16 protein-coding genes and 1 other annotated feature are annotated in these 26,127 nt (G+C 66.5%); of the genes, 8 read left to right on the top strand and 8 right to left on the bottom strand.

All coding sequences use genetic code 11. The features are described from left to right. Positions 1 to 107 precede the first annotated feature (107 nt). Together IE191_RS19740 and IE191_RS19735 are read right to left on the bottom strand one after the other, a co-directional pair. Complete coding sequence (locus IE191_RS19740; RefSeq protein ID WP_191326103.1) at positions 108 to 1,403, bottom strand: sigma-54-dependent transcriptional regulator; 1,296 nt, start codon at positions 1,401 to 1,403, stop codon at positions 108 to 110. A 2-nt stretch (positions 1,404 to 1,405) separates the two neighbouring features. Further along, positions 1,406 to 3,127, bottom strand: coding sequence for a sensor histidine kinase (locus IE191_RS19735; RefSeq protein WP_191326102.1), 1,722 nt, complete (start codon positions 3,125 to 3,127; stop codon positions 1,406 to 1,408). 221 nt (positions 3,128 to 3,348) lie between these two features. Between IE191_RS19735 and IE191_RS19730 the strand changes: the two genes are divergently transcribed. The 7 genes from IE191_RS19730 to IE191_RS19700 all read left to right on the top strand — a co-directional run bounded on the left by IE191_RS19730 (position 3,349) and on the right by IE191_RS19700 (position 14,377). After that, positions 3,349 to 4,686 (top strand): dicarboxylate/amino acid:cation symporter, encoded by a 1,338-nt coding sequence (locus tag IE191_RS19730; RefSeq protein WP_191326101.1) that lies wholly within the window; start codon positions 3,349 to 3,351, stop codon positions 4,684 to 4,686. Between the two features lie 28 nt (positions 4,687 to 4,714). Further along, on the top strand, positions 4,715 to 6,199 hold the full coding sequence (locus tag IE191_RS19725; protein WP_191326100.1) for an alginate export family protein: 1,485 nt from the start codon (positions 4,715 to 4,717) through the stop codon (positions 6,197 to 6,199). An 87-nt stretch (positions 6,200 to 6,286) separates the two neighbouring features. Beyond that, a complete protein-coding gene (locus tag IE191_RS19720; RefSeq protein ID WP_229815694.1) occupies positions 6,287 to 7,969 on the top strand; it encodes a M20/M25/M40 family metallo-hydrolase in 1,683 nt (560 codons plus the stop codon). A 191-nt stretch (positions 7,970 to 8,160) separates the two neighbouring features. Next, positions 8,161 to 9,660, top strand: a complete 1,500-nt coding sequence (locus IE191_RS19715) for an MFS transporter (protein WP_191326098.1) — start codon at positions 8,161 to 8,163, stop codon at positions 9,658 to 9,660. 58 nt (positions 9,661 to 9,718) lie between these two features. Further along, positions 9,719 to 9,774: a sequence feature (sul1 is cis-regulatory element that is thought to sense ions involved in sulfur or methionine metabolism; They are found in Alphaproteobacteria), on the top strand. Between the two features lie 64 nt (positions 9,775 to 9,838). Beyond that, positions 9,839 to 11,338, top strand: coding sequence for a SulP family inorganic anion transporter (locus tag IE191_RS19710; protein ID WP_191326097.1), 1,500 nt, complete (start codon positions 9,839 to 9,841; stop codon positions 11,336 to 11,338). A gap of 58 nt (positions 11,339 to 11,396) precedes the next feature. After that, positions 11,397 to 13,091 (top strand): amidohydrolase, encoded by a 1,695-nt coding sequence (locus IE191_RS19705; protein ID WP_229815693.1) that lies wholly within the window; start codon positions 11,397 to 11,399, stop codon positions 13,089 to 13,091. Between the two features lie 95 nt (positions 13,092 to 13,186). Beyond that, a complete protein-coding gene (locus IE191_RS19700) occupies positions 13,187 to 14,377 on the top strand; it encodes a GGDEF domain-containing protein (protein WP_191326096.1) in 1,191 nt (396 codons plus the stop codon). Here IE191_RS19700 and IE191_RS19695 read toward each other — a convergent pair. The 6 genes from IE191_RS19695 to pdxR form a co-directional block, all read right to left on the bottom strand. Next, entirely contained in the window at positions 14,374 to 14,535 is a 162-nt protein-coding gene (locus IE191_RS19695; RefSeq protein WP_191326095.1) for a hypothetical protein, read from the bottom strand. The two genes, IE191_RS19700 and IE191_RS19695, sit on opposite strands and share 4 nt — an antisense overlap. Continuing rightward, positions 14,532 to 15,638 (bottom strand): PepSY-associated TM helix domain-containing protein, encoded by a 1,107-nt coding sequence (locus IE191_RS19690; protein WP_191326094.1) that lies wholly within the window; start codon positions 15,636 to 15,638, stop codon positions 14,532 to 14,534. The genes IE191_RS19695 and IE191_RS19690 overlap by 4 nt, the downstream gene beginning before the upstream one ends. Next, positions 15,635 to 18,766, bottom strand: coding sequence for an amidohydrolase family protein (locus tag IE191_RS19685; protein WP_191326093.1), 3,132 nt, complete (start codon positions 18,764 to 18,766; stop codon positions 15,635 to 15,637). Before IE191_RS19685 ends, IE191_RS19690 begins: the two co-directional genes overlap by 4 nt. Further along, positions 18,766 to 20,994: a TonB-dependent receptor gene (locus IE191_RS19680; RefSeq protein ID WP_191326092.1), complete on the bottom strand. Its 2,229-nt coding sequence runs from the start codon at positions 20,992 to 20,994 to the stop codon at positions 18,766 to 18,768. The genes IE191_RS19685 and IE191_RS19680 overlap by 1 nt, the downstream gene beginning before the upstream one ends. A 39-nt stretch (positions 20,995 to 21,033) precedes the next feature. Next, positions 21,034 to 21,681 carry an FMN-binding negative transcriptional regulator gene (locus IE191_RS19675; RefSeq protein ID WP_191326091.1) on the bottom strand — a complete coding sequence of 216 codons (648 nt, stop codon included), beginning with the start codon at positions 21,679 to 21,681 and terminating at the stop codon, positions 21,034 to 21,036. Positions 21,682 to 21,757: 76 nt separating this feature from the next. Continuing rightward, a complete protein-coding gene (gene pdxR / locus IE191_RS19670; protein ID WP_229815692.1) occupies positions 21,758 to 23,209 on the bottom strand; it encodes a MocR-like pyridoxine biosynthesis transcription factor PdxR in 1,452 nt (483 codons plus the stop codon). Between the two features lie 333 nt (positions 23,210 to 23,542). Here pdxR and IE191_RS19665 point away from each other — a divergent pair, with 333 nt between their 5' ends. After that, a complete protein-coding gene (locus tag IE191_RS19665) occupies positions 23,543 to 25,834 on the top strand; it encodes a P-loop ATPase, Sll1717 family (protein WP_191326089.1) in 2,292 nt (763 codons plus the stop codon). Positions 25,835 to 26,127: the final 293 nt, after the last annotated feature.

Below are 26,127 nucleotides of genomic sequence, written 5' to 3'. Positions count from 1 at the left end.
GCCCGCACTGCGGATGCCGCCCCAGCGACCCGCCAATGCATAATCTGCCAAAGTAGTGCTAGAGCGTGATGGCGTTTCATTGAAACGTCATCACGCTCTAGCGGGCGTCACTCCTGCCGCAAGGCCTGAAGATCGATGCCCAACTTGTTGACCTTGTAGTAAAACGTCTTGCGCGGCAGGCCCAAGGCGGCAATCGCCCCGGCGATCCGCCCTTGCGCCGCGCGCACGGCGGCAATGATGGCCTCGCGCTCGAACGCATCGACCCGCTCGGCCAGCGGTGGTGGTGTGCTGGCGGCCGAGGCGAGGCTTTCCGGCGCGACCAGGCCGAGCACGAACTGCTGGGCGAAGCGGGCCAGTTCGTGAGCATTGCCGGGCCAATCGTGCTGCTCCAGCCGCTGCTGCACTTCCGGCACCAGGCGGGGCACCGCCACGCGGGCGCGATCGGCGGCCTCCTGCGCGAAATGGGCAAAGAGCGGAGCAATGTCCTCCCGCCGCGCGCGCAGCGGCGGGATCGCCAGGCGCATGCCGGCCAGGCGATGCAGCAGCGCCGGGGGCAAGGCATCGCTGGTGCCGGCGGTGGCGATCACCCGCAGGTCGAGTGGCACCGGCTCCCGCCCCGGCAGCGCCAGCGCGCGGTCTTCCAGCACGGGCACGAGCAGACGGTGAAAACGCGGGCTGGCGCTGTCGATATCGTCGAGCAGCACGGTGCCCCGGCTGGCGTGGACCAGGCTGGCCCCGCCCGCCAGCGAGAGGATCTCGTCCTCCAGCGCCGGGCCAAGGCTGGCGCAGTTGATCGTCGCCAGGCGATGGCGGCGGCGCTTGCCGCCCTGGTGAATCAGCCGGGCGAGCAGTTCCTTGCCGGTGCCGGTCTCCCCCTCGATCAGCAGGTCGAGATCGGCATCACACAGCGTGGGCACCATGTCGCGCAGGCGGCGGATCGCGGGGGACGTGCCGATCAGCGCGCTGCCGGCGCGGTCCTGCGCCAAGGCCTGGAGCCGGCGGTTTTCCAGCGCCAGGGCGCGGGCATGGGCAGCGCGCTCGACCGCCGCGATCAGCGCGTCGGCGGCGAAGGGCTTGGTCAGGAAATCCCACACCCCGGCCTTGAGCGCGTCGACTGCCATGTCCACGTCACCATGGCCGGTGATGAGGATCACCGGGAGTTCGGCGTCACGTGCATGGAGCGTGCGAAACAGGTCGATGCCGGAAAGGCCGGGCATGCGCACGTCGCTGATCACCACGCCGGGGAACGCGGCATCGAGCACGGCCAGCGCGGTGGGGGCATCGGCAAAGGGCTGCACGGCAAATCCGGCAAGGCGCAGGAGTTGCGCGGTGGAGGCGCGCAGGTCGGCATCGTCTTCCACCAGCGCGACCAGGCGGGCGGGATCGGCTGCGGTGTCGGTCATGGTCAGGATGCCCGCGCCAGGCTGATGCGGAAGCAGGCGCCCGGCCCACCCGGTTGCACGGTCAGCGCGCCGCCGCATTCCTCGACGATATCCTTGGCGATCACCAGGCCGAGGCCCAGGCCCATCGGGCGGCTCGTGGCAAACGGAGTGAACAGCCGCGCGGCGATCTCTGGCGCCAGGCCGGGGCCGTTGTCGGCAATCGTCACGTGGAGCATCGCCGCTTCGCTCGCCACCGAGAGGGTGATGGCCGGTTCGGGCGTTTCGGCGAGCGCCTCGATCGCGTTCTGCAGGATGATCACCAGCACTTGTTCCAGCCGGGTCTTTTCCGCGCGCACCACCCAGGCGGGATCGAGCGGCGGCAGGACCAGGGCCAAGCGGGTGAGCTGGTCTTTCAGGATCAGCCGCGCGCCGTCGATTGCCTCGGCCAGCGAGACCGCGCTGTCCCCCCGGCTGCCCTTGCGGGCAAAGCCGCGCAAGTGCTGGGTCACGGCGCCGATGCGATCGGCCAGGCGGGTGATGGCCGAAAGGTTTTCGCGCACCTCGTCCGCCATGCCGCGATCGAGCAGCAGGGCCGCGCTGGTGGCATAGTTGCGTATGGCGGCGACCGGCTGCGCGGTTTCATGGGCGACGCTGGCGGTGACCTGGCCCAGCGTGGCCAGGCGATTGGCCTGGCGCAATCCTTCGCGCAAAGTCGCGGCGCGCGCCTCGGCCGCGGCCCGTTCTTGCATCTCGCTGCGCAGTTCTGCCGTGGCCTGGGCGACCGCGCTTTCGAGATGCGCGGTGCGGCGGCGGCGCTGGCGCGCACGCTCGACCAAGGCCGCTGTGGCGATGCCGAGCAGCAGCACGATCAGCGCGGTCACGGCCTGCACACCGCGCACCCCCGGCTCCACCGCACCGGCCAGCGGCTGGGCGAGGTGGAGCCGCCAACCGGCGGCATCCGGCGCCGTCGCAACCGGCAGATAAGGCCCGGAATTGTCGCCCGCGAGCGTGAGCAGGCCATTGCCGGTGCGGGCGAAGGGCGCGGGCGGGAGTGCCGCAACGCCCAGGGCCGTGCGTTCGGCGCGGGCGGTCTCGGCCGCCAGCGGCAGAGTTGCGGCAAAGCGCCAGGCCGGCCGGCTGGCCACGAGGATCACGCCCTGGCGATCGGTCACGTAAGTCACGCCCGGCGCAGCACGCCACGCGCTTTCGACCGCATCGAACTCCAGCTTGACCACGACCACTGCTTGGCCTGCTGCCGCGCGGGTGGCGAGATAGAGTCCGGCCTTGTGGCTGGCCGTGCCCAGCGCGAACTGCTGGGCCTCCCCATCGCGCAGCGCCTCACGGAAATAGTGGCGGAACGTGTAGTCGCGGCCGATGAAGCTTTCCGGGCGGCGCCAGTTGCTGGCGCCAAAGGCCAGACCGCGCGCATCGATGGCATAGATCGCCGCCGCGCCGAATTCCTGGGCCAGCGCTTCCAGCTTGCGGTTGAGTTCGGTCCGCGCCGCCGGTGCATCGCTTTGCGCGGCGGCGACGAGATCGCGATCATCGGCCAGCGCCCGGGGCAGCAGGCGGAAGCGGGCAATCTCACTGGTAAGCAAGGCCTGGCGCAGGCGCAGGTCTTGCATGGCGCGCGTTTCGAGCCGATCGAGCAGAACCTGGCGCGCGAAGGCACCCGCGAGGACAGCAGCGGCCAGAGCCAGCAGAACAACCAGCGCCGGGACGAGGAATCGGCGAAACGCAGCCATGACCGTTGGATTAGCACAATGTGCCGAAAATTGCACATTTCAAATCCGGGATGTGTCATTTTTTAGACAAGCAGAATGTCTTAAAGCTGGCAGGTCGCTGAAAACAGGCGTTTTATCTCCCGCGTAGCAAATGCTTTCGGCCCGCGCTGCACCCGCCTATGGTTTTCGTCGAGCAGGGCCGAGCAACGCGACCTGCCGAGAGGACGAAAGGCATTCCCGTGATGATCGCAGCCGCCCCGCATCCGTCTGCGCCTGCCGCCAAGCCGGCCCGGCGCTGGTACACGCATCTCTATGTCCAGGTGCTGGCCGCGATCGCCGCCGGTGTGCTGCTCGGCCATTTCTATCCGGCCACGGGCGAAGCGCTCAAGCCGGTGGGCGACATGTTCATCAAGCTGGTCAAGATGGTCATCGCACCGGTGATCTTCCTGACCATCGTGACCGGCATTGCCGGAATGCGCGATCTGGCGGCGGTGGGCCGGGTGGCGGCCAAGGCCTTTGCCTATTTCCTGTTCTTTTCCACCCTGGCGCTGGTGGTGGGCCTGATCGTGGGCAATGTGATGCGCCCGGGTGCCGGGCTCAACATCGATCCCGCCACGCTGGATGCCGGCAAAGTGGCCGATTACGCCGCCAAGGCGCACGAAAGCACGATCGTGGGTTTCCTCGGCGCGATGATTCCCGACACGTTCCTTTCGGCGCTGACCCAAGGCAATATCCTGCAAGTGCTGGTGGTGGCAGTGCTGTTCGGGATTGCCCTGGCCTCGGTGGGCGATCGCGGGCAGCGCGTGCTCGACCTGCTCGAAGACGTTTCTGTCGTGGTGTTCAAGCTGGTCTCGATCGTGATGAAGGTGGCGCCGATCGGGGCGTTCGGCGCCATGGCCTTCACCATCGGCAAGTATGGCGTGGGCAGCCTCGCCAACCTCGCGCAACTGGTGGCGGCCTTCTACATCACCTCGCTGCTGTTCGTGCTGGTGGTGCTGGGCGTGGTGGCGCGGCTGGCCGGGTTCTCGATCCTGCGCCTGATCGCCTATCTGCGCGAGGAACTGCTGCTGGTGCTGGGCACCTCGTCCTCGGAAAGCGCGCTGCCCGCGCTGATCGAGAAGATGGAGCGCGCCGGTTGCGGCAAGACCGTGGTCGGGCTGGTCGTGCCCACCGGCTACAGCTTCAACCTGGATGGCACCAACATCTACATGACGCTGGCGGCACTGTTCATCGCGCAGGCCTGCAACGTGGAATTGACGCTGGGGCAGCAGATCCTGTTGCTGGGCGTGGCGATGCTGTCGTCTAAGGGCGCGGCCGGGGTGACCGGCGCCGGGTTCATCACCCTGGCGGCGACGCTGTCGATCGTGCCATCAGTGCCGGTGGCAGGCATGGCGCTGATCCTCGGGATCGACCGCTTCATGTCCGAATGTCGCAGCCTGACCAACTTCGTCGGCAATGCCGTGGCGACCGTGGTGGTCTCGCGCTGGGAAAACGCGCTGGATCACGAGCAACTCGATGCCGCGCTGCATGGCCGGCCGCTGGCCGCCCAGGCACCGCAGGCGCACGCGCACGCTGGCTAAACAGCGGCGCATCTAGGGAGAGATCATCATGGACCTGCGTTTTTCGCGGCTGCGGGCCGCCACGGCCCCGCTTTGCCTGCTTTCCGCCAGCCCGGCGCTGGCCGAGACCGCGCCCGACACCCGCTCGGAAACCGAGCGCAAGAGCTATCCGCTGGCCTATAATGGCGATGCCGCCGCCGCGCCGGGCAGCTATGCCCTGTCGCGCTGGGCGGAGGACTGGCGGGTGATGAAGAACCCCACCAAGCGCGACGATCCGCTCGACCGGCTCAAGTTCATCCCGCTCGACGCCGATGGCGACAGCTATCTGACCTTGTCGGGCGAGTTGCGCCTGCGCATGAACCTGACGACCAACCCCAACTTGCGCGATGCGCAGGCCCAGCGGCAGGACATCAACCGCGAAACGCTGGGCGCCGACCTCCATATCGGCCCGCACTTGCGGCTCTATGGCGAAGTGTCGCACGGCGGGATCGGCGGACAGAACCTGGGCGTTCCGGCCGCCACGCTGCGCAACGATCTGGTGTTCCTCCAGCATTTCGTGGAAGTGGGGGCAGAGGTGGGCGCGGCGCAGGTCGGCGCGCGCTATGGCCGGCAGGAGTTTACCGACGGGCCGAACATCCTTGTCTCGCAGCGCGACAACAACACCATCCGCTATACCCTCAACGGCTTTCGCGGCTGGGTGCGGACCGGCAGCGCGCGGTTGACGCTGTTCGACCTCAAGCCCACGGCCTATGGCGACCTGGGCACCGACGATGACGTGATCGATCCGGCGCGGCGCTTTTCCGGGGTGACCGCCGGGTTCGTGCTGCCCAAGGGCACGCTGGGTGGATCGCAGCTCTATCTCGATCTGTTCGCCTGGCGGCGGCGCAATCTGGTCGGCACCTGGGGTGGGCGGATCGGCCCGGCAACGCGGTTCTACGCCGGGGCGCAGTTGCGCGGCGAGGTGGGCCGGCTGGGGCTGGACTGGTCGGTCAACCACCAGTGGGGCACGTTCCTGACCCAGGGCATCGACGCCTGGCAGGCGTTCCTGGCGCAGACCTGGCGCCTGGGCAACGGCAACGCCAAGACCGCGCCGCGCCTGGGCGTGCATGTCGACTATGCCAGCGGCGGTGGTGGCTATGGCGACGGCAAGCTGCGCAATGCCTATGCCCCGTTCGGCAACAACATCTATTTCAGCTACCAGCTCTATCTCACCCCGTCGAACCTGGTGGCGGTGACGCCCAATGTCAGCTTCACGCCGTTTCGCAACGCGCGGGTGAGCGCGGAATACGAACTGGCCTGGCGCGACAACGTCTATGATGCGGTCTATCGCGCCAATGGCCAGCCCTTTGTCGGTACGCAGAACGGCCGGGCGCGCAAGATTGCCGATGTTGCAAGGGCGCAAATCGTGTGGAACGCCACGCCGCGCCTGACGCTGACAGGCCGCTACGAGCATCTCGCCGCGCGCGGGGCGCTGACCGATGCCGGCTATCGCAGTTCCGATTTCGTCGCCGGGTGGATCAGCTATCGCTTTTGAACCGGTCTGGCGGGCGGGGCCGTTGCCAGGTGGGGCAGGGCGGTTATAGACCGGTGCAACCCCCGATATGCGATGGAGATTTCCCCCGTGACCAAGGCCGCACTCACGTTTCTGCTGACGGTTGCCGTGCCGGTGGCCGCGTTGGCCCAGAATGGGGCCCAGAATGGGGCCCAGGATGGCGCGCGCACGCCGGTGCCGGCGGGGCAGCAGGCAGGCTTTGACCGCATCCGCGAAAGCGACCTGCGCGCCAATCTTGGCCTGGTCGCCTCCGATGCCTTGCAGGGGCGCATGTCGTTGCAGCCGGGCGACGATGCCACGGTGCAGTGGGTCGCGGCCGAATTCGCCAAGGCCGGGCTGGCACCGGCAGCGCGCGACGACAAGGGTGCGCCCAGCTTCCTGCAAAGCGTGCCGCTGGTGGAATACCGGCCCAATGCGGCGGCCAATTTCCTGGCGCTGAGCAGCGGCGGCACGACGCAGCGCTGGCAGGCGCCGCAGATCATGGGCGGCTATCGCGACGATGTGGACCTGACCGCGCCGCTGGCCTTCGCCGGCTATGGCATCACCGCGCCGGGAGTGGGCTATGACGATTATCGCGGGCTCGATGCCAAGGGCAAGATCGTGGTGGTGTTCGAGCATGAGCCGCAGGAAAACGATCCCGCCTCGCGCTTTGGCGGCACCGGCAACACCCGCTATGCCACCAACCGCGTCAAGGCGCTGAACGCGCAGGCCCATGGCGCGCTGGCCGTGCTGGTGATGGCCGAGCCCAACCGCAAGCATCCCTCTAACTTCGATCGCTACATGCGGGTCGGCGGCAGTGCGCGGCGCAATCCGCCGCTGCCGCAGCAGGCCCTGGTGGATGATGCGCTGCACATTCCGGTGATCACCATCAACGACGATGTCGGCAAGGCGCTGCTGGCTGGTGCCGGCCAGAGCCCTGGCGCGCTCCAGGCGGCGATCGACAAGGCGCTGGCCCCGCAATCGCGCGCCTTGCCCGGCGCGCAAGTGACGCTGCATCTGGAAAACACCGTGCGATCGCGCGGTACGACGTGGAACGTGGCCGGGTTGCTGCAAGGATCGGACCCCACATTGGCGCCCGAAACCGTGATCATCAGCGCGCACCACGATCATGATGGTTCGAGCGGGACGGACATCTGGCACGGCGCGGACGACAACGGATCGGGCACGGTGGGCGTGGTGGAACTGGCCCGCGCTTTCATGGCCAATGGCGCGCGGCCGCGCCGCTCGATCCTGTTCACCGTGTTCGCGGCCGAGGAACGCGGACTGCTCGGCGCCTATTACATGGCGGCCCATCCGCTGCGGCCGCTGGCCACTACCCGCGCGATGATCAATTTCGACATGATCGGTCGCAACGAAACCGCCAGCGACCAGACCACCGGCCTCATCGACATTCCCGCCGATACCACCAACCGCCTGAACCTGATCGGCGCGGCCTATAGCCCGGACTATGCGCGCACCGTGGCCGAGGCGAACCGCAGCGTCGGGCTGGTGCTGGATGACCGGTTCGACCACGAAAACGCGCTCAACGTGTTTTTCCGCAGCGACCAGTTTCCCTTCGTGCTCAACAACGTGCCCGCGTTCTGGTTCTTCACCGGGTTCCACCCCGATTACCACCACACGACCGATACGGCGGACAAAATCAACTACGCCAAGATGACGCGCATCCTGCAACTGTCGTATCTTTCGGCCTGGCGCTTTGCCGACGAGGCGACGCCGCCCGCGTTTGTGGCCGATCCGCCGGGACAGCGCTGAACGGCCCTTCCGGGCGGGGTTCCAAATCCCGCCCCGGCGCCTATATCGGCCGGATCGAACCAGGCCCGCCGGCGTTGCGGCCTTCATCGGCGCGCGTTCCCGGCGTTCTTTGCCGGGTACGGGGCCTGACCCGACCAGACCGGAAGCGATTGTTTGCCCATGATCCTGCTTGATTCCGCCCGGCGGTGCCCATGCTGACGCCGCGCCGCAGGGGGATTGCCACCGTCAACGCCGAAATCCGCGACGGCATCGTGCCCGCCGCCAGCGCAATGACGCCGGCGCGCGATCCGGGCGGGCCGGAGGCTTCGGGCGCGAACTACCGCCTGGTCGCCCTGATCGTTGCTTCGGCGCTGTTCATGGAATTCGTCGATGCCACGGTGCTGGCCACCGCGCTTCCGACGATGGCGCGTGACTTTGGCGTGCGTCCGCCGGAAATGAGCATCGCACTCACGTCCTACCTGCTGGCGCTGGCGGTGTTCATCCCGGCCTCCGGCCTGCTGGCCGACCGGTTCGGCTCGCGCACCGTGTTCCGCGCGGCGATCGCGCTGTTCATGCTGGGCAGCTTTGCCTGCGGACAGGCGCCAAGCCTGGAATTCATCGTGCTGGCGCGCTTTGTCCAGGGCATGGGCGGGGCGATGATGATCCCGGTGGGGCGGCTCGTGCTGCTGCGCAGCGTGGCCAAGCAGGACATGGTCAGCGCGATGTCGTGGCTGCTGGTGCCCGCGCTGATCGGGCCGGTGATCGGGCCGCCGCTGGGCGGGTTCATCGTCACTTATCTCGATTGGCGCTGGATTTTCTACATCAACCTGCCGGTGGGGCTGCTCGGGCTGTGGCTTGTGGGGCGGTTCATTGCCAATTTCCGCGAAGAAGCACCCGCCGCGATCGACTGGCCGGGCTTCGGCTTGAGCGGCGTGTCGCTCGGCTGCCTGCTGTTCGGCTGTGAAATGGCGAGCCGCGCGGGCAAGGCGCCGCTGGCAGTTGGCCTGCTGGCGGTGGGCGCGCTGGCCGGGGTGCTCTATGTACGCCATGCGCGCGGGCGCGAGGGGGCCATTCTCAACCTGGCCCTGATGCAGGATCGCACGTTTCGCCTTTCGGTGATCGCCGGGTCGATCACCCGCATCACCCAGGGCGCGCAGCCGTTCCTTTTGCCGCTGATGATGCAGGTCGGCTTCGGCTTTTCGGCGGTGCACAGCGGATTGATCACGGTGGCGACGGCCATCGGCTCGCTGGCGATGAAAGGCGCGGCGCCGCGCGTGCTGCGCGCCTTCGGGTTCCGCCGCACGCTGGTGTGGAACGGAGTGATCGGCACGGCCGGCTATGCCGTGTGCGGGCTGTTCGGGCCGGGCTGGCCAGTCTGGGCGATGTTTGGCGTGCTGGTGCTGTCGGGCTTTTTCATGTCGTTGCAGTTCACCGCCTACAACACCATCGCCTATGACGGGATCGCGCCGGCGCAGATGAGCAGCGCGACGGCGTTCTATGCCACGTTCCAGCAACTGATGCTTTCGCTCGGCATCTGCGTCGCCGCCGTGGCGCTGCATCTGGCCATGGTGCTGCACGGCCACGCGCGGCCCTTGCTGGACGATTTTGCCGCAGCATTTTGGTGCGTGACGGCGATTTCACTGGGCGCGACGATCTGGAACCGGCGCTTTGCCGCCGATGCCGGGGCAGAGATCAGCGGCCACAGCGAATAGGCCGGCCGCCGCAAGGCATTGCCTTGGCAGGGCACGCTTGGTAAGGGCGCTCCATTCGCATGGACCCGGTGCAATTCCGGGTGGCTATTCCGGCCGCCGATCCGCCGGACAACGCACTTCGCAGCTTTCCTCGTGCCGTGCCTTGCGCCGGTGCACTGCGATTTTCGCGGGTTACCTGATGTTTTCGATATTTTCTGCACGCTATCGTGCGCAATGGCTCGCCGGTGGGCCGGCCGGACTGCGCCGCGATGCCCTGGCCGGGCTGGTCGGCACCTTTGCCCTCATTCCCGAAGTCATCGCCTTTTCCTTTGTCGCCGGGGTCGATCCGCAGGTCGGCCTGTTCGCCTCGTTCGTGATCGGCATCGTCATTGCCTTTGCCGGGGGACGACCGGCGATGATCTCGGGCGCGGCGGGTTCGGTCGCGCTGGTGGTGGGCGCGCTGGTCCATGCCCATGGGCTGGGCTATCTGCTGGCGGCCACCGTGCTGGCCGGGGCGATCCAGATCGTGTTCGGGCTGCTGCGGCTTGACGTGCTGCTGCACTATGTGTCCCGCTCGGTGCGCACCGGGTTCGTCAATGCCCTGGCGATCCTGATCTTCTCGGCGCAGGTGCCGCAGATCGTGGGGGTGGACTGGCACACCTGGGCGCTGATCGGCCTGGGCCTGGCGATCATCTACCTGGTGCCGCGCGTAACCACGGCGGTGCCTTCGCCGCTGGTGTGCATCGTGGTGCTGACCGCGATCACCATGGCCTTTCCCATGCCGGTGCGCAGCATTGCCGATCTCGGCCGCCTGCCGGCCGGACTGCCCCATTTCGCCTTGCCCGCCGTGCCGTTCACGCTGGAAACACTCGCCATCGTCGCGCCCTATGCCCTGGCCATGGCCGCCGTGGGCCTGCTGGAATCGATGATGACCGCCGCCGTGGTGGACGACTTGACCGAGACCACCAGTTCCAAGGCGCGCGAATGCACCGGGCTGGGCCTGGCCAACATGGCCGCCGGCCTGTTTGGCGGCATCGCCGGGTGCGGCATGATCGGCCAGACCGTGGGCAATGTCCGCTATGGCGGGCGCGGGCGCCTGTCCACGCTGGTGGCCGGCGTCGCGCTGCTCGTGGTGCTCGTGCCGCTGCGCCCGATCGTGGCGCAAGTGCCGGTGGCCGCGCTGGTGGCGATCATGATCATGGTGTCGGTCGCCACGTTCTCGTGGGGCTCGCTCGCCGATCTGGTGCGCCATCCAAAGGTTTCGGGCGTGGTCATGCTGGCCACCGTGGCAGTAACCGTGGCGACGCACGACCTCGCCGCCGGTGTGGCGATCGGCGTGTTGCTGAGCGGCGTGTTCTTTGCGTTCAAGGTCAAGCGCATGATGCGCGTGACCGTGTCTCACGAGGCGGCCAGCGACACGCGCGTCTACACCGTGGCGGGCCAGGTGTTCTTTGCGAGCGCCGACGCCTTTGCCGAACGGTTCGACCTGCACGAGACCGCGCGCCGGGTGCGGATCGACCTCACCGCCGCGCATCTGTGGGACGTGACCGCCGTGGCCACGCTCGACGATGTGGTGGCGCGCCTGCGTCGCCATGGTGTTGAGGTGGACCTGGTCGGCCTCAACCACGCCAGCGCCACGCTGCTCGATCGCCACGCGCCCGATGTGCGCCCGGCGCGGGGCACCCTGGCCCCCGCCTGATTCCCGACCTGGACGCTGCCCCGTGGCCCTGGCCGGGAAATAGTGGCAGCGTTGCAGGATGAAACGGGAAGACAAGACCATGGTCACGCGCCGCGCTTTCGTGTCGGGTTCGCTCAATGCCGTTGCCATGGGGGCCGTGCCGGGCAGGGCTTTTGCGGCGGGGCACGCGCCGGTCGAGGTGGCCTATGTCAATGCAGCGGTATGGACCGGCGCCGGGCCGGACGTGCGCAGCGACGCGATCGGCGTGGCTGGCGGGCATATCGTGGCGATCGGGCGCGAGGCAGTGCGCGCGCGTTCCGGCCCGCACACTCGGGTGATTGACCTGGGCGGCGCGTTCGTCACCCCTGGCCTGGTCGATTGCCACACCCATTTCACCATCGGCTCGCTGGCGCTGAGCCAGCCATCGCTGCGCGATGCAGCCACGCCCGATGAATTCGTGGCGCGTGTGGCCCAGGCGGCGCGGGCACTGCCCAAGGGCGAATGGCTGGAAGGCGGCAACTGGGATCAGGATCGCTGGGGCGGCACGCTGCCCACGCGGCAGTGGATCGATGCCGTCACGCCAGACACGCCCGTGGCGGTGATCCGCTATGACCTGCATATGATCCTGTGCAATTCGCTGGCGCTGAAGCTGGCCGGGATCGATCGCAATACGCCCGATGTTCCGGGCGGCGTGATCGTGCGCGATGCCCGGGGCGAGCCGACCGGTATCGTCAAGGATGCGGCCAAGGACCTGGTGCTGCGCGCGATCGGCCAGCCCGGTGCGGCACGGCTGGACGAGGCGGTGCGCGCGGGCATTGCCCACGGGTTGAGCAAGGGCGTGACCGAAGTGCATGTGCCCGACCTCGACTGGTCCACGTACGAGATCACCCATCGCCTGCGCCGCCAGGGCGAGCCCGGCATGCGGTTCTATCACTTCACTCCGCTCAAGGACTGGGAGCGCATGGCGGCCATCGTGGCGCAGGAGGGGCGCGGCGACGACTGGGTGCGCTGGGGCGGGTGCAAGGTGGTGTTCGACGGCTCGCTGGGCTCGCGTACGGCCTTGATGTATCTTCCCTATCTCGATGAATCCGGCGCGCACGGCATCGTCGTTACCGATCCCAAGGATCTGGCCGCGTGGATGACCGGGGCCGACAGGGCCGGACTGCAAGTGACGGCCCACGCCATCGGCGACGAGGCCAACGACATCGTGCTCGATACCATGGCCGCCGTCACCCGCACCAACGGCCCGCGCGACCGGCGCTTTCGCATCGAGCATGCCCAGCACTTGCGCGAGGAAGCGATCGGCCGCTTTGCCCGGCAGGGGGTGATCGCCTCGATGCAGCCCTATCACGCGATCGACGATGGGCGTTGGGCCGTGCGGCGGATCGGGCCGGAGCGATTGCGCACCAGCTTTGCCATCGGTTCGGTGGTGCGCAGCGGCGCCCATGTGTGCTTTGGATCGGATTGGCCGGTCGCGCCGCTCGATCCGCTGACCGGGCTCTATGCCGCGGTGCTGCGCGAAACGATCGACGGCAAGAACCCCAAGGGCTGGTATCCCGAACAGCGCATCACCCTGGCCCAGGCGCTGCGCGGCTATACCCGCGAGGCCGCCTATGCCGGCCGGGCCGAGCATCTGCGCGGCGCGACCATGCCCGGCATGCAGGCCGATTTCGCGGTGTTCGACCGCGACCTGTTCCGCATCGATCCCGAAACGCTGGAACAGGCCAAAGTGCTGCGCACCGTGGTGGGCGGGGTCGAGCGGTTTGCTGCCTAGGCGGCATGGAAAACCTGGCCGGACAAAGTTAACGATAAATTTTCCCTATTCTGGGCAGTATCCCGCAACGCCGACCAGGATACCGAAGCCCGACGATGACGAACGCCCTGTTCACGATCTATCTGTTCATCGTCGTCACGCTGGTTGCCAGTGCAGGCATGACGGTATGGGAACGCAAGGCACAGTGCGCACGTCGCCGCTTCCTGGGCATCTGCGCCGCGGGCTATGTCGCCCTGGCGGTGGGTTGCATCATCGCCACCGCGCGCAGCCATATGCCCGGCGTGAGCGGCGCGGCGCTGGGCAACCTGATCATCCTGGGTGGCTACATGATCGTGCTGGAGGCCGTCGCGGGGCTAGGCGGGCGTCGGTATCGCGCCCTGTCGGCCGCCGTGCTGGCTGGCATGGCCGCGCTCTGGGCCTGGGGCGGCGTTCCCTGGGCGACATGGACCTGGCTCTATGCCTCCAGCGTTCCCATCGCGCTGGTGTGCCTGATCACGGCATGGGAAGCTTGGCGCAGTCCCCCGCTGCGGGCGCTGCGATCCCGCAACGTGTTGATCGTGATTACCGGATTTCATGGCATCCTTTACGCCGGGCGCGCGCTGATCCTGCCCGTGCTGGTCGCGCGATGGGGCCAGGATGCGCTCGATCTGTCGAGCAGCGTCACGCTCTATGCCGGGGTGCTCTATTCCGTGGTGCTGCCGATGGTCATGCTGGCGCTGGTGCGGGAAGAGGGCGCTGCGCGCCTGACGCATCTGGCCACGACCGATCACCTGACCGAACTGGGCAACCGCCGCTGGTTCTTCAGCCAGGGCGCCGAGATGATCGCCGGCGCGCAGGGTGACTTGGCCCTGCTGGCGTTCGACATCGATCATTTCAAGTCTATCAACGATCGCTTTGGCCATGCCACGGGCGACAAGGTGCTCAAATCCTTTGCGCGGGTGCTGCGCGAGGTGGTCGGCCCCGATGCCTTGCTGGCGCGGATCGGCGGCGAGGAATTCGCCATCATGCTGCCGGGGCGCGATGGCGCGGCGGCGCGGCGCATCGGGCAGGCCGTGCTCGATGGCTTTGCCGACAGCGCGGTCGTGTCTCGCACCGGCGTGGCCGTCAGCGCGACGGTGAGTGGTGGGCTGGCCGAACTGGAAACGGCCGCGCGCGATGTGGCGAGCTTGCTTGGCCTGGCCGACCGCGCGCTCTATTGCGCCAAGACATTGGGGCGCAATCGCCTGGAACCGGCGCTGCCTTCGCTGGCTGCCACGTCAGCCATAGCAGAGATGGCAGCGGCCTAGATTTTCGCGCGGCGCAAGGCCCAGAGGATCGGGGCCAGGCTGACGATCAGGCCCAGCGCCGCAGCGCGGTCTTCCCAGCCATCGCCCGCCAGGCCCGCGATCATGCCGGCAAGCGACACTGCGGCGATGATCGCGATGGGTACCAACGGATGCTTCACGCGCGGCGTTCCCGCCGGGCTGGACGTGGCTTGCCCAGCCAGAGATAAAGCCCGCTGCCCAGCACGACGATGCTGGCCAGATCGAGCAGGGCCCACAGCACTTTCATGGCAAGGCCGCCGTAATCGCCAAAGTGCAGCGGCTGCGCGAGCAGCAGCGCTTTCATATACCACGGCATCGGGGCGACGCCGTCAACCGTGCCGCTGCGGGCATCGACCATCACCGGAGTGAGCAGCTTGGCGGTGAGTGGGGTGGCACCCTTGAGGTAGACTGCGATGTGATCGCGGCTGCTGAACGCGGCGCCGGGGAAAGCCACGAACTGCACCTGGCTGCCGGGTACTGCCGCCTGGGCATTGCGCAACGCGATTTGGGCCAGGCCAGGGCGATAGGGCAGGACCGCACCGTTCCTGTCGTGCACCAGATGCGCAAGTGCATCGGCACGCCACCAGGCGGTGATCGGATCGGCCAGGGTGTTGATCGTGCCGGTCACGCCCACGACCATGGCCCAGGCCAGTGTCACCCCGCCGATCACGTTGTGCCAATCGAGCCAGCGCAGGCGGTTGGACTTGCCCCGGCGCACCGTGGCAAAGCCCGGCTTGCGCGCGAACGGGGCATAGAGCACCACGCCAGACACCAGCGCGACGACAAGGCACAGCCCCATCGCACCCAGAAAATATTCGCCCGCCTTGCCCAGCAGCATGTCCTTGTGCAGATCGAGCACGATGTCCATCACGCCATGGCCGGGCGCATCGCCCAGGGGCGGCGCGGCGGTGCGCAGGTCGATCGGATTGAACCGCATTGCTGCCTCGGGCGCGTCACTGGCGGGGCCGGTGGTAAGGTTGATCACCGGCCGATCCTCGTCGAAGCTGAGGTAGATCGGCACTTGGCCGGGCTGACGCGCGAGCGTGGCGGCGATCACCTGGTCGATCGGCAGCAGTTCGGCTGCCGTCCAGCTCTCCGCCGCGCGCGGGTGGGTCAGCCGGTCGATCTCGTCATGAAACACCAGCGGCAGGCCGGTGAGCGCCAGCATGAGCAGGAACAGGGTGCAGATCAGGCTGGACCAGGTGTGTACCTTGCTCCAGGCGCGCAGCGTGGCAGGCTTCATGGCAGCGCCTCTTGCCACCACGGCGCAGGCGGCGTTTCTCCGTCGCGCGCCAGAGTCTTGCCATCGAACGCGATCCCGCCGCGCAGGACCAGGGCCACGGCGCGGGCATTGGCAATGTCGGCGCGCGGATCGGCATCGAGCACGACCAGATCGGCCAGCTTGCCCGGCGTGACACTGCCCAGGTCATCCGGCCGGCCGGTGATGCGGGCGTTGTCGATCGTTGCCATTTCCAGCGCCTCTTGCGCGGTGGCGCCCCCGGCCACGAACGCGGCCATTTCCCAGTGCAGGCCCAGGCCCTGCATTTCCCCATGGCTGCCGACGCCGACAAGGCCGCCAGCCCGGCGCAGGCGCATGGCATCGGCGGCAAAGCGCGGCCAGGTCTGCCACGGTGCCGCCGTCCAGTGCCGATCGCGCAGCTTGGCCGCCAGCACGAAGGGCGGGGTGAAGCGCGCCAGGCGCGCATCGGCCTGTGGCGCGCGGTTTTCCACCGCATCGAACAGCAGCGGCGGGCCGCCATACAGCACCGTGATCGTGGGCGTATAGGCGATCTGGCTCGCCACGAAGAGGCGGATCACGTCATCGTGGATCGGGGTGATCGGCAGGTTGTGCTCGTTACCCGAAAAGCCATCGATCGCGTGGGTCAGTTCCAGCACATAGTCCGCCGCGCCTTCGGTGGTGGGCATCATGCCAAGCGCGCGTGCCGCGCCGGCCATGGCCTGCCGCGCGGCCCGGTCGCCGACCATGTAGCTCTTGATGTTGCGCGTGCGATAGGCGTCGCGATAGCGGGTGAGCACGTCTTGCGCCACGGCTTGCGAGGTGATCGCGCTGTTGACGAAGACGCCTGGACCGGTGCTGAACAGGCGCGGGCCGGTGGACAGTCCGGCGTCCATGCGATCGGCATAGGCGAAGATGTCCGGCGTGAACGGCTGCACTTCCAGCACCGAAGTGACGCCATAGGCGAGCAGCGCCGGAAATTCCCAATGCGTGCCATCGTGGATCGTGCGCGGGATCGGGAAGAAATGCGCGTGGGCATCGATCAGGCCGGGAATGATGAACTTGCCGGTTACATCGCGCACGGTTGCATCGGCCGGAACCGGCACGCTGCCGCGCGGGCCGAGCGCTGCGATGCGGTCTCCCACGATCACCACATCGGCATCGGGCACGACGGCGCCGTGGTCCATGGTCAGGACCGTCGCACCGCGCAGCACTTGGGGTGCAGCGGGCAGCGCGCGCGGCAGTTGTACCGACAGATCGCTCGCGCGCGTGGCCGCTTCGGGATCGGGCCGGACGAGCGTTGCCGCATCGGCGTGGTGCCAGAACGGCCCCACCGTCCACGACAGGCCATCGCCGTCCCAGCGCATGGTATCGGCGCCGATGCGGGTGATCTGGCGGTCGCCCGAGGCAGGATCGGCCAGGTTGACCGTTTGGTCGCCGGGCGGCAGCGGCAGGAGGTGCAATTCGAATGCGGTGCGCGCGGCCAGCCAGCGGCCATCGGGGGACAGGCGCAACTCGTCCACCGGCCGGGGTTCCTTGACATATTGCCCGGCCGCCCGCGCCACGATGCGCGCGCGCGGGCGCAAGGTGCCGTCCGGCTCGATCCGCGCCAGCGCGCCGCCACTGGTGACATACCACGCGCCATCGTCGGTCTGTTGCAGGTGGCGCAGCCCGGCGCCATGCGCGATCACGCGCGGCACGGCGCCAGGCCCGGACAGCGCCACGACATCGACCGGCCAGGCGGGATCGAGTTCGTTTCCGGCATGGAGCCGGTCGAACTGCGCCGCGCGCAGGGCCATGATCGTGGTGCCGTCACGGCTCCAGCGCGGTTCGGACCAATAGGCACCCGCCTTGCCCCATTCGCGCGGCGGGCCGGCGGTGGCCGGAATGGTCCAGACGCTGCCGCCGTGCTCGGCGCTCCAGCGCACGAAGGCGATGGTCCGGCCATCGGGAGACCAGGCCGGCTGGAAGGCATTGCCGGAAAACAGCGTGTGCGGCGCGCCGCCATTGCGGTCCGCCACATAGAGCGTGCCCAGCGCCGTGAAGGCGATGCGGCGCCCGTCTGGCGACAGCGCGGCGCCTTCGGCCAGATGGGTGCGCACCGTGGCGCCGTCTTCCACGCGTTGCCGCACGCGGCTTTGCGGGGCGAGGGCAAGGCGCACCGGTGCGGTGAAGGGCAGCGGTGTCTGCGTGCCGCTCGCCAGGTCGATCCGCACGAAGCCGCCATCACGCGCCAGGATCAGCGCGCGGCCATCGGGGGTGAAGCGATAGCCGGGGGTCAGCCCGTTGTAATAGCCGCCTTCCTGGCCATCGTGATCGATCGGCCAGGCCAGCCAGCGGTCTTCTCCGGTCTTGAGATTGCGCAGGCGCAGGCCGGTCTCGCTGGTCGCCGGCGTGGTGCCATCGCGCCGCGCGGCATAGGCGAGCAGCGTACCATCGGGCGAGAGCACCGGGCGCAAGCCGCCCGGCACGACCGTCTCCACCGCCCCGCTGACCAGATCCTGGCGCGCGATCGACCAGGTGGGCGGGTCTTTTTCGGTCCAGGTGTGGCCGCGCTTGGTGGCATACCACACCGCCTTGCCATCGGGGGACGGTGCGGCGCCGAGCGCGTTGACGCGATCGTCCCAGCCTTCGTTGCCGGTGGGCTGCGCCTTGACCAGCACGGTGGGCGCGCCGCCATCGAGCGGCACGCGCCACAGCTCGAACGCCAGCACGGCGTGGACCGCGCGGCTGACATAGACGCTGCGCCCGTCCGGCGCCCAAGCCGGCGAGGTCATCAGCACCAGCGCGGCTTCATGCGTGAGCGGGCGAGCATCGCGGCCGTCGGGGCGGGACACCCAGAGGTTGGTGACGCCCGACCGGTCGGACAGGAACGCGATCCACTGCCCGTCTGGCGACGGCACCGGAAAGCGTTCGAACGCCGTGCCGGTGAGCACCGGGCGCGCCGTGCCGCCGCCCGCTGGCATGCGATAGATATCTCCCAGCAGATCGAACCACAACCAGGCGCCGTCAGGCGAGAGCGCCGGTTGCGCCCAGGTTGCCTCGTGCGCCTGATAGGTGAGCGTCCGCGCCGGTGCCGAGCCCGAGGCTGCCAAGGCCAGCAGCGCGGCGAGCGCAGACGCTGTCTGGCGCATCAGAGCGACCAGTCCACCCGCAGCCCCAGCGTGCGCGGGCGCACGATCGAGCCGGCCGGCGTCGCCTGCGACGTGAACGGTGCGTTGAGAATGCCGAACTTGTCGAACACGTTGTTGGCAAAGACCAGCACGCGCAGCTTCTCGCCCACAGTCACCCCGGCGCGCAGATCGAAGATGTTGAAATTGCCGCGCGTGGCGGTGTTGCCAAAGGCCACCGGCGCCGAGGAAAGATAGCGGTGGGCCACTTCGAACGACGGTTTGAGCGCAGCATCGGCGAATTCGAACTTGAGGTTGTTGGCCACCGACCAGCGCGAGGAGCCGGGGAGGACCGAGCCGGAAGCATAGCCGCCGCCGACTGCGAACGTATCAGGCAGGAACGCGGTGAGGCGCGCATCCTGCAAGGTGGCACTGGTGCTGAAGCTGGCAAAGCGGGCAAGCTGCGCCGTGGCGGCCAGTTCCACGCCGCTGATGTTCGCGCTGCCGGCATTGGAAACATAGGAATAATAGGATGGCGCCGGGCCAAACAGGCGGGCCTGGATGCCTTTCCAGTCGATGTTGAACACCGTGGCCTCGACATAGAGGCGATTGTCGAGTGCGTGGAATTTCACGCCCATTTCGTAGTTCTTCACCCGGTCGCTGTTGTACTTGGCCGGGATCGTGGGCAGCAGGCCGGCATTGGGGTTGATCCCGCCGACGCGATAGCCTTCGGAATACGTGGCATAGGCCATGAAATCCTTGGTCGGCCGCGCGGTGATCGTCACCTTGGGGGTGAAGCCGTCTTCCTTGTTGGAGACATAGCCTGTGGCGTCGGTGGCGTGATAGCCGCCTTCATAGCCGCCCAGGGCGCCAGCCTGGTTGATCACCGTGGCATTGTAGCGGTTCCAGAAATAGCGGCCGCCCAGGGTGATCTCGATATCGTGGCGCGGGGCATAGCTGACTTCGCCGAACACGCCCACGTCCTGGTTGAAGGTATCGGAGATATAGCCATAGAGCCGGTCGCCCGGCGTCAGCACGCTGCCGGCATAGCCACCGAACAGGCTGGGGTTGGCATCGATATAGGCCTCTGCGCCCGACTGGAAAATCTGGTCGTAGCTGTACTTGCGCGCCTCCATGTAGCTGGCGCCGATCAGATAGCGCAGCGGCCCTTCGCCCTTGGAGGCAAGGCGCACTTCCCCGGTCTTGATGTTGGCCCGCGCATTGCCCGCCGAATAGGCCGCCCCCGCCCCGGTGGTGACGCCGGTGACATAGTAATAGGGATAGGAGAACTGCGTGAAATTGTGCTTTTCCACGATAGAGCCGATCGCGGTCAGTTCCGCGCCGCCCAGATCCTGGTCCAGGCGCAGCGAATTGAGCCAGAAGCGGGTGCGCTGCGGCTCCGCCCGCGCGGTGACGCGCTGATACGGATGATCGAGATCGAGGTAGGTCTGGTCTTCCAGATAGGTGTCCTGCCAAGAGGACAGATAGCTGAGCTTGGTGCCCGCGCTGGGCGTGAACACCACCGAACCGCGAAGCCCGCGCGTGCGGAAATCATTGCTGCCGTTCACGCCGGTGCCCGGATTGTCGAGATAACCGGCATCGAAGCGTTGCAGCGCGACGAGGCGCACCGCCAGCTTGTCCTGGATCAGCGGCACGTTGACCATGGCCTTGGCCGCATAGTTGGCTTCGCCATGGCTGTTCTTGGTGGTGCCGACGAGGCCGGAGGCCGCCGCATCGATCTTCGTGGGATCAGCCAGGTTCACCACATAGTTGACCAGGCCGCCCAGCGTGGAGGAGCCGAACAGCGTGCCCTGCGGACCGCGCAGAACTTCCACCCGGTTGAGATCGAACGTGTCGACATCGGGAATGGCAATGGGGAAGCCCGGCTCCACCACCGGCACTTCGTTGAGGTAATAGCCGACCGTGGTCTGGCCCTGTTCGTGATAGGTGGTGGCGGCAATCCCGCGGATCACCACTTCGGACACGCCGGGCTGGTAATCGTTGAACACCACGCCGGGCAGGCGGGCGATATAGTCGCCCAGGCTCTGCGCGTTGGCGGCGGCCAGGTCCTTGCCCGAAACCGCGCTGGCCGCGATCGGCGCCTGGTCCAGCGCGACCGCCCGCTTGGTGGCGGTGACGACGATGGTGCCAGCGCCTTCGGCCGCCGGTTCCTCAGCCGCACACGCGGGCTGGACGGCCAGGGCCAGGGCGGAAACGCCGGCCAGGGCGGCAAGATGCAATGTGGTCCTCATGGTCTTTCCCCTGTGCATGTCATGGATCGCCCGGTTCGGCTATCCTGTGGTTTGATCCCCGTGTGGCGCCACCTGTTCGTGCAGGCGGTCTGCATTGAGCCGGCGCATCCATCCAACCAGCGCCGGATCGGCATGGCCGGACAGAATTTCCAGCAATTCTGGCAGGTTTTCCTCCTGCCCCAGCTTGAACCGCGCATCGCTGGCGGTGACCGTGGCGCGAAAGCCGATGATGCGGGCCATCAGGTGCGGCAGGCGGTCTCCGGCCTGTTCGATCCGCCACGGCTGTTCCTGCCCCGCCTCGACATGGTCGGTCAGGCGGCGCACGGCGGGCATCGTGCCGGGATCATCGAAAGCCACCGTGACGGCAAAGACCGCGACGGCGAAATTCCACGTGGGCGCCCACTGCGGGCGGGACACCAGCGCGGGCGAGACATAGCCCTGCGGCCCCATGAACAGCACCTGCGCGCGGGGATCGGCCTGCAAGGCGGCGACTTGCGCGTTGCGGCGCGAACAGTGGCCGATCAGCGCGGCGACATGCCCTTGCCCGTCCAGCTCCGCCACCAGCGGCAGCGGCGTGGCGAAGAAGCCGTGCGCGCCGCTGTTGACGAGCCACGCCAGCGGATAGTCCGCAACAAGCCGGGCAAGATCGGCCGGAGTGCCAGAGGGAAAGTCCATGGCCGGCATCATGCCGCATGGCTGGCCCGGCAAAAGTGCCAGATCTGCAATCCACAGGGGGCCAGCAGCCGGGAGCCAGCAGGTGGCGTCAGCCCCGGCCCAACTGGCCCAGCACGCGCACCGCCTGCACCGTGCGGTCTGCCGGGTGGCTGGCAAAGCCCAGGCGCAGGCCGTGCGGCGCCTCGGGCGAGAGACGGTAGGAGGCCGATTGGGCAAAGGTGATGCCCGCCGCAGCCGCGCCTGCCTCGATCCGCGCCAGCGCAGCAAGGTCTTGGAATTCCAGCCACATCGCCAGGCCCCCGGCCGGCAGGCGCGCGCTGACCATGGCGCCCAGTTCGGCCTGCACCGCCCGGGCCAGCGCGTCGCGCCGCTCGCCATAGATGCGCGTGGCCTTGCGCGCGTGGCGGCGCACTTCGCCTTCCTCGAACAGCAGGGCCACGGCATCCTCGGTCAGGCTGTTGCCCATGCCATCCAGGATCGAGACCTGGTGCGCCGCCGCCGCGATCACCGGCGCAGGGGCGACGATATAGCCCACGCGCAGCGCCGGCAGCAGCAGCTTGGACAGCGAACCGACATAGATCACCACGTCGGGGGCATAGGCGGCCATGGGCAGGAGTGGCTGCGAGCCGAAGCGGAATTCGTGGTCGTAATCGTCCTCGATGATGGCAAAGCCGAACTGGCGGGCCAGTTCGACCAGGCGCAGCCGCCGCTCCGGCGCGAGAGAGACGGTGGAGGGGAACTGGTGGTGCGGGGTGAGGAACACGGCGCAGACCTTGCGGCTGCGGCAGGCGCGCTCCACCGCGTCCACGTCGATACCCTCGTCGTCCAGCGGCACGGGCAGCACCGGCACGCCGGCGGCCTGGAATGCGGCGACGGCGGGTTCATAGGTCAGCGCTTCGGCCAGGGCGACGGCGCCGGGGCGGGCGAGCAGGCGCGCGGCCAGCGCAATGCCCATCTGGCTGCCGCGCGTGACGCAGATGTTTTCCGCATCCACCACCAGCCCGCGCTCCTCGCGCAGCATCGTGGCCAGGCTGGCGCGCAGCTTGTCGCTGCCGCAGGGATCGCGATAGCCCAGTTGCTGGCGCCGCGCGGCATAGAGCGCGGCGGTGCGAAAGGCGCGGGCCAGCGGCTCGGGCGGGAACAGGCTGCCGTCCGGGCTGCCTTCGTCCAGCTTGATCACCCGGCCCGGCGGCACCGCGATCGGCCGATCGGGCGGAGGCACGAAGCGATAGATCGGCCGCCGCCCGATCGGCGGACTGGCCTCCGGCGCCTTGGCCGCCGCGCCGGGCCGGCTGCGCGGCAGGCTGGTTGCCACCGCCGTCCCCTTGCGCCCGGCCGCTTCCAGCCAGCCCTGCGCCACCAGTTCCTCGTAAGCCGTCACCACGGTCTTGCGGTTGAAGCCCAGCTCCTGCGCCAGCTCCCGGCTGCTCGGCAAAGCCGACCCCGGCTGCAACCGCCCCCGCTCGATCTCGTGAATCAGCGCATGGGCCAGTTGCATGTAGAGCGGCGCGCCGCGATCGGCCTGGATACGCTGCTGCAAGGTAAGGGACCAACCACGCCGCATGGACCTGAAAACACCTCCGATCGGGGGGAGCCGATGGGTCCAATCGGGGTTTTGCGGGTGGTGGTCAAGGGGGGCGGGGATGGGATGGCCGGGTGACCAAAGTTAGGTATGCTGTACCCGGAATTCCCTGTCCCCGGAATTCCTGACCCTGACCCAGACGAAATGCGGCCGGTTATGGCGACAATTGCGTATATTGTGCCCAGAATTCTCGAAAGTTCGTAAACTGGCTAGCCTGGGCCATTGCGCGATAAGCCTTTCCCACGGGCAAGTGATCTGGCAAAGTCACCAGTCAATCGGGTGGAGGGCAGCTTGAAGACCGCGTTTTTTGCTTATCCTGGCGAAACACCGATAGTCGGTGAGGCCGTAAAAGGTGTGATCGAGCTTACCGATGGGGACAGCTTGTCCATCAAACCTTGGGAAAAGATGAAAATCGTCGGGCTCAAGCTGGATGACCTCATTAGGGATGAGATCCGCGAGGCAAATCTTCTCATTGCCGACGTGACCTACCCAAACTTCAACGTTTATTACGAGATGGGATTCGCTGCCGCAGTGGGCCGCCCTGTGATCCCGACCGTCAATATTGCGGTGGAAAAGGCCGCCAAACGTCTCTCCGAAAATGGCCTTTTCGATACACTCGGTTGGGCGAGTTACGCGAATGCTGAGGAGCTACACGACAAGCTCAAGGAATGGCAGAGCATCGCTTGGTCTACAAAGTTCTATCGGCCCAAAGACCATTCCCAGCCGCTTTTTGTTCTCGATTGTCTCAAGAAGACTGACTTCCGGAACCATATCATCGCTGCGATCGACAACTCTCACGTCCGTTATCGAGCGTTCGATCCGTCGGAGGTCCCTAGGTTGACGGCTGCTCAGGCGGTCGAGAGCATTTCGGCCTCGGCGGGCGCAATTATTCCGATCCTTAGCGACGATATCGTTGACGCCAACCGGCACAATCTGCGCGCCGCCTTTCTGCTCGGGCTCGCGCACGGATTTGATCTCGAACCTCTTGCGCTCCAATACGGAAACGGACCGGCGCCCGCTGACTATCGAGATTTCATCACCAATTCGACGTTCCGCAAGGAGACGTTCAACCACGTCGAGGCCTATTGTGCGCAGACCCTAATCCGCAACCAAGAGGTATCCGCGCGATCCAGACGGGATGACCTAGGTCTCCTCGGTCAGATCGATCTCGGATCGCCTGTGGCGGAATATGAAACTCAGCAGTTGAAAGATTACTTCATTCGGACCGCCGAATTCGCTCGGGCGATCAGAGCTGAGGGTGGCGTAGTCATAGGTCGGAAGGGGGCGGGAAAGTCTGCGATCTACTTTCAGGTCATAACAAGCCTTCAGAAGGATAGAGAGCGTTGCATCGTCGATCTCCGACCAGCAAGCCACAATTTGAGCGAGATGCGCGAGAGCCTTCTTAGTGTGGTCGCTGTTGGTGTGTTCGATCACACAATCGCCGCCTTTTGGCAATATGTCATGCTCCTCGAGGCTCTATTAAAAATTCGAGAAGACTTACTGCCTAAGTCAAAAAATAACTTTCCACTTCAAGAGCGCATTAGGGCTATTGAAGAAGAATTTTCGCTCGACGAATCCGTCGTTTCAGGCGATTTCACGTCGCGCTTAAAGACGGCAATCGATCTCGTTGTATCGACACTTGCGAATGCGAGGAGCGATCGGGATGTTAGGAGCCAAATCACTAACCTTCTTTTCGAGCGACCTATACCCCGTTTGCGAGAAGCAATCCTCTCGTTCGCCGACTACTTTTCCGAAATTGTGATCTTGATTGACGATCTAGACAAGGGCTGGCCACCGCTTCAGGTTGAATCTCATGATGTCGCTACAATCCGACATCTGATCGAGGTACTCAACAAAATCCAGCGTGATCTCAGTCGTCGGGGACTCGGATTCCGTCACTTAGTTTTCTTACGAAGCGACATCTACGAGCGACTCGTCGAGCAGACGTCTGATCGGGGAAAATACAACGTCATCAAGGTCGATTGGTCGGACCCAGAACAGCTTAGGCATCTGCTGTGGGAGCGGATTGTCAGCACGCTAGACAAATCCCACCACGAGGATGCCTGGGCTGCGATCAACCCTGAGATTGCGCCCGGCGTCACCGCCATAGACAAGCTCATAGAATCGTCGCTGCGTCGACCACGCTTTCTTATCGACGTGATGGAGCGCACTTTGTCATTCGCTATCAACCGAGGACATGGGTTCGTCACTACCGACGATGTGAACGAGGGCGCGCGGCAGATGTCTCTCTACCTAGTTTCCGATTTCGCCTACGAGATGCGCGATCTGGCGGGAACGCCCGAGGACATATTCTACGCATTCATCGGAGCTCCCGCCCAACTATCCCATGAGGAGCTCGAATCCATCCTCGCCCGGAACAGTCTCGGCCTTGAGATAGCTGAGGTCGTTGAGTTGCTCCTTTGGTACGGTTTTCTTGGCGTGCTCGACGATCAGAAGCGTCCGATATTCATCTATGACAGGGCATATGATTTCCGTCGCCTCGAAGCGGAGCGAGGACCGGTCGGACCATCGGTTCAATACTCCATTAATCCCGCTTTTCTTCTCGGGTTGACCAAGGCTTAATCTGTCTAACGAACGGTATGGTCTGTAATTTCGCTCATGGCCGTAACAAGGCTGAGATTTAGTACAGAAGCTTTCTCTCGGCGCGCTGGTGCAGCCGTCAGCAGGTTAATGGCCAAGACTTGCTGATATTCGGCCACGGATGGGATCTAGCGCAAAATGTCTGGCTCTAAAGGAAGCAGCCGTTGGCCAGCACCATTCGGAATGATGGCAAAGTCCCAAAACCCGGCCGCGCTGACGTGACCCCCTGATTTTCCTCCAAGCTTGATTAGAGTCTGGTCCATTGGAAGGACGGA

The organism is Novosphingobium pokkalii (assembly GCF_014652855.1).
Classification (GTDB): domain Bacteria; phylum Pseudomonadota; class Alphaproteobacteria; order Sphingomonadales; family Sphingomonadaceae; genus Novosphingobium; species Novosphingobium pokkalii.
Note: the sequence above shows the minus strand (reverse complement) of the source record. Positions and strands in the feature narration are given on the sequence as shown.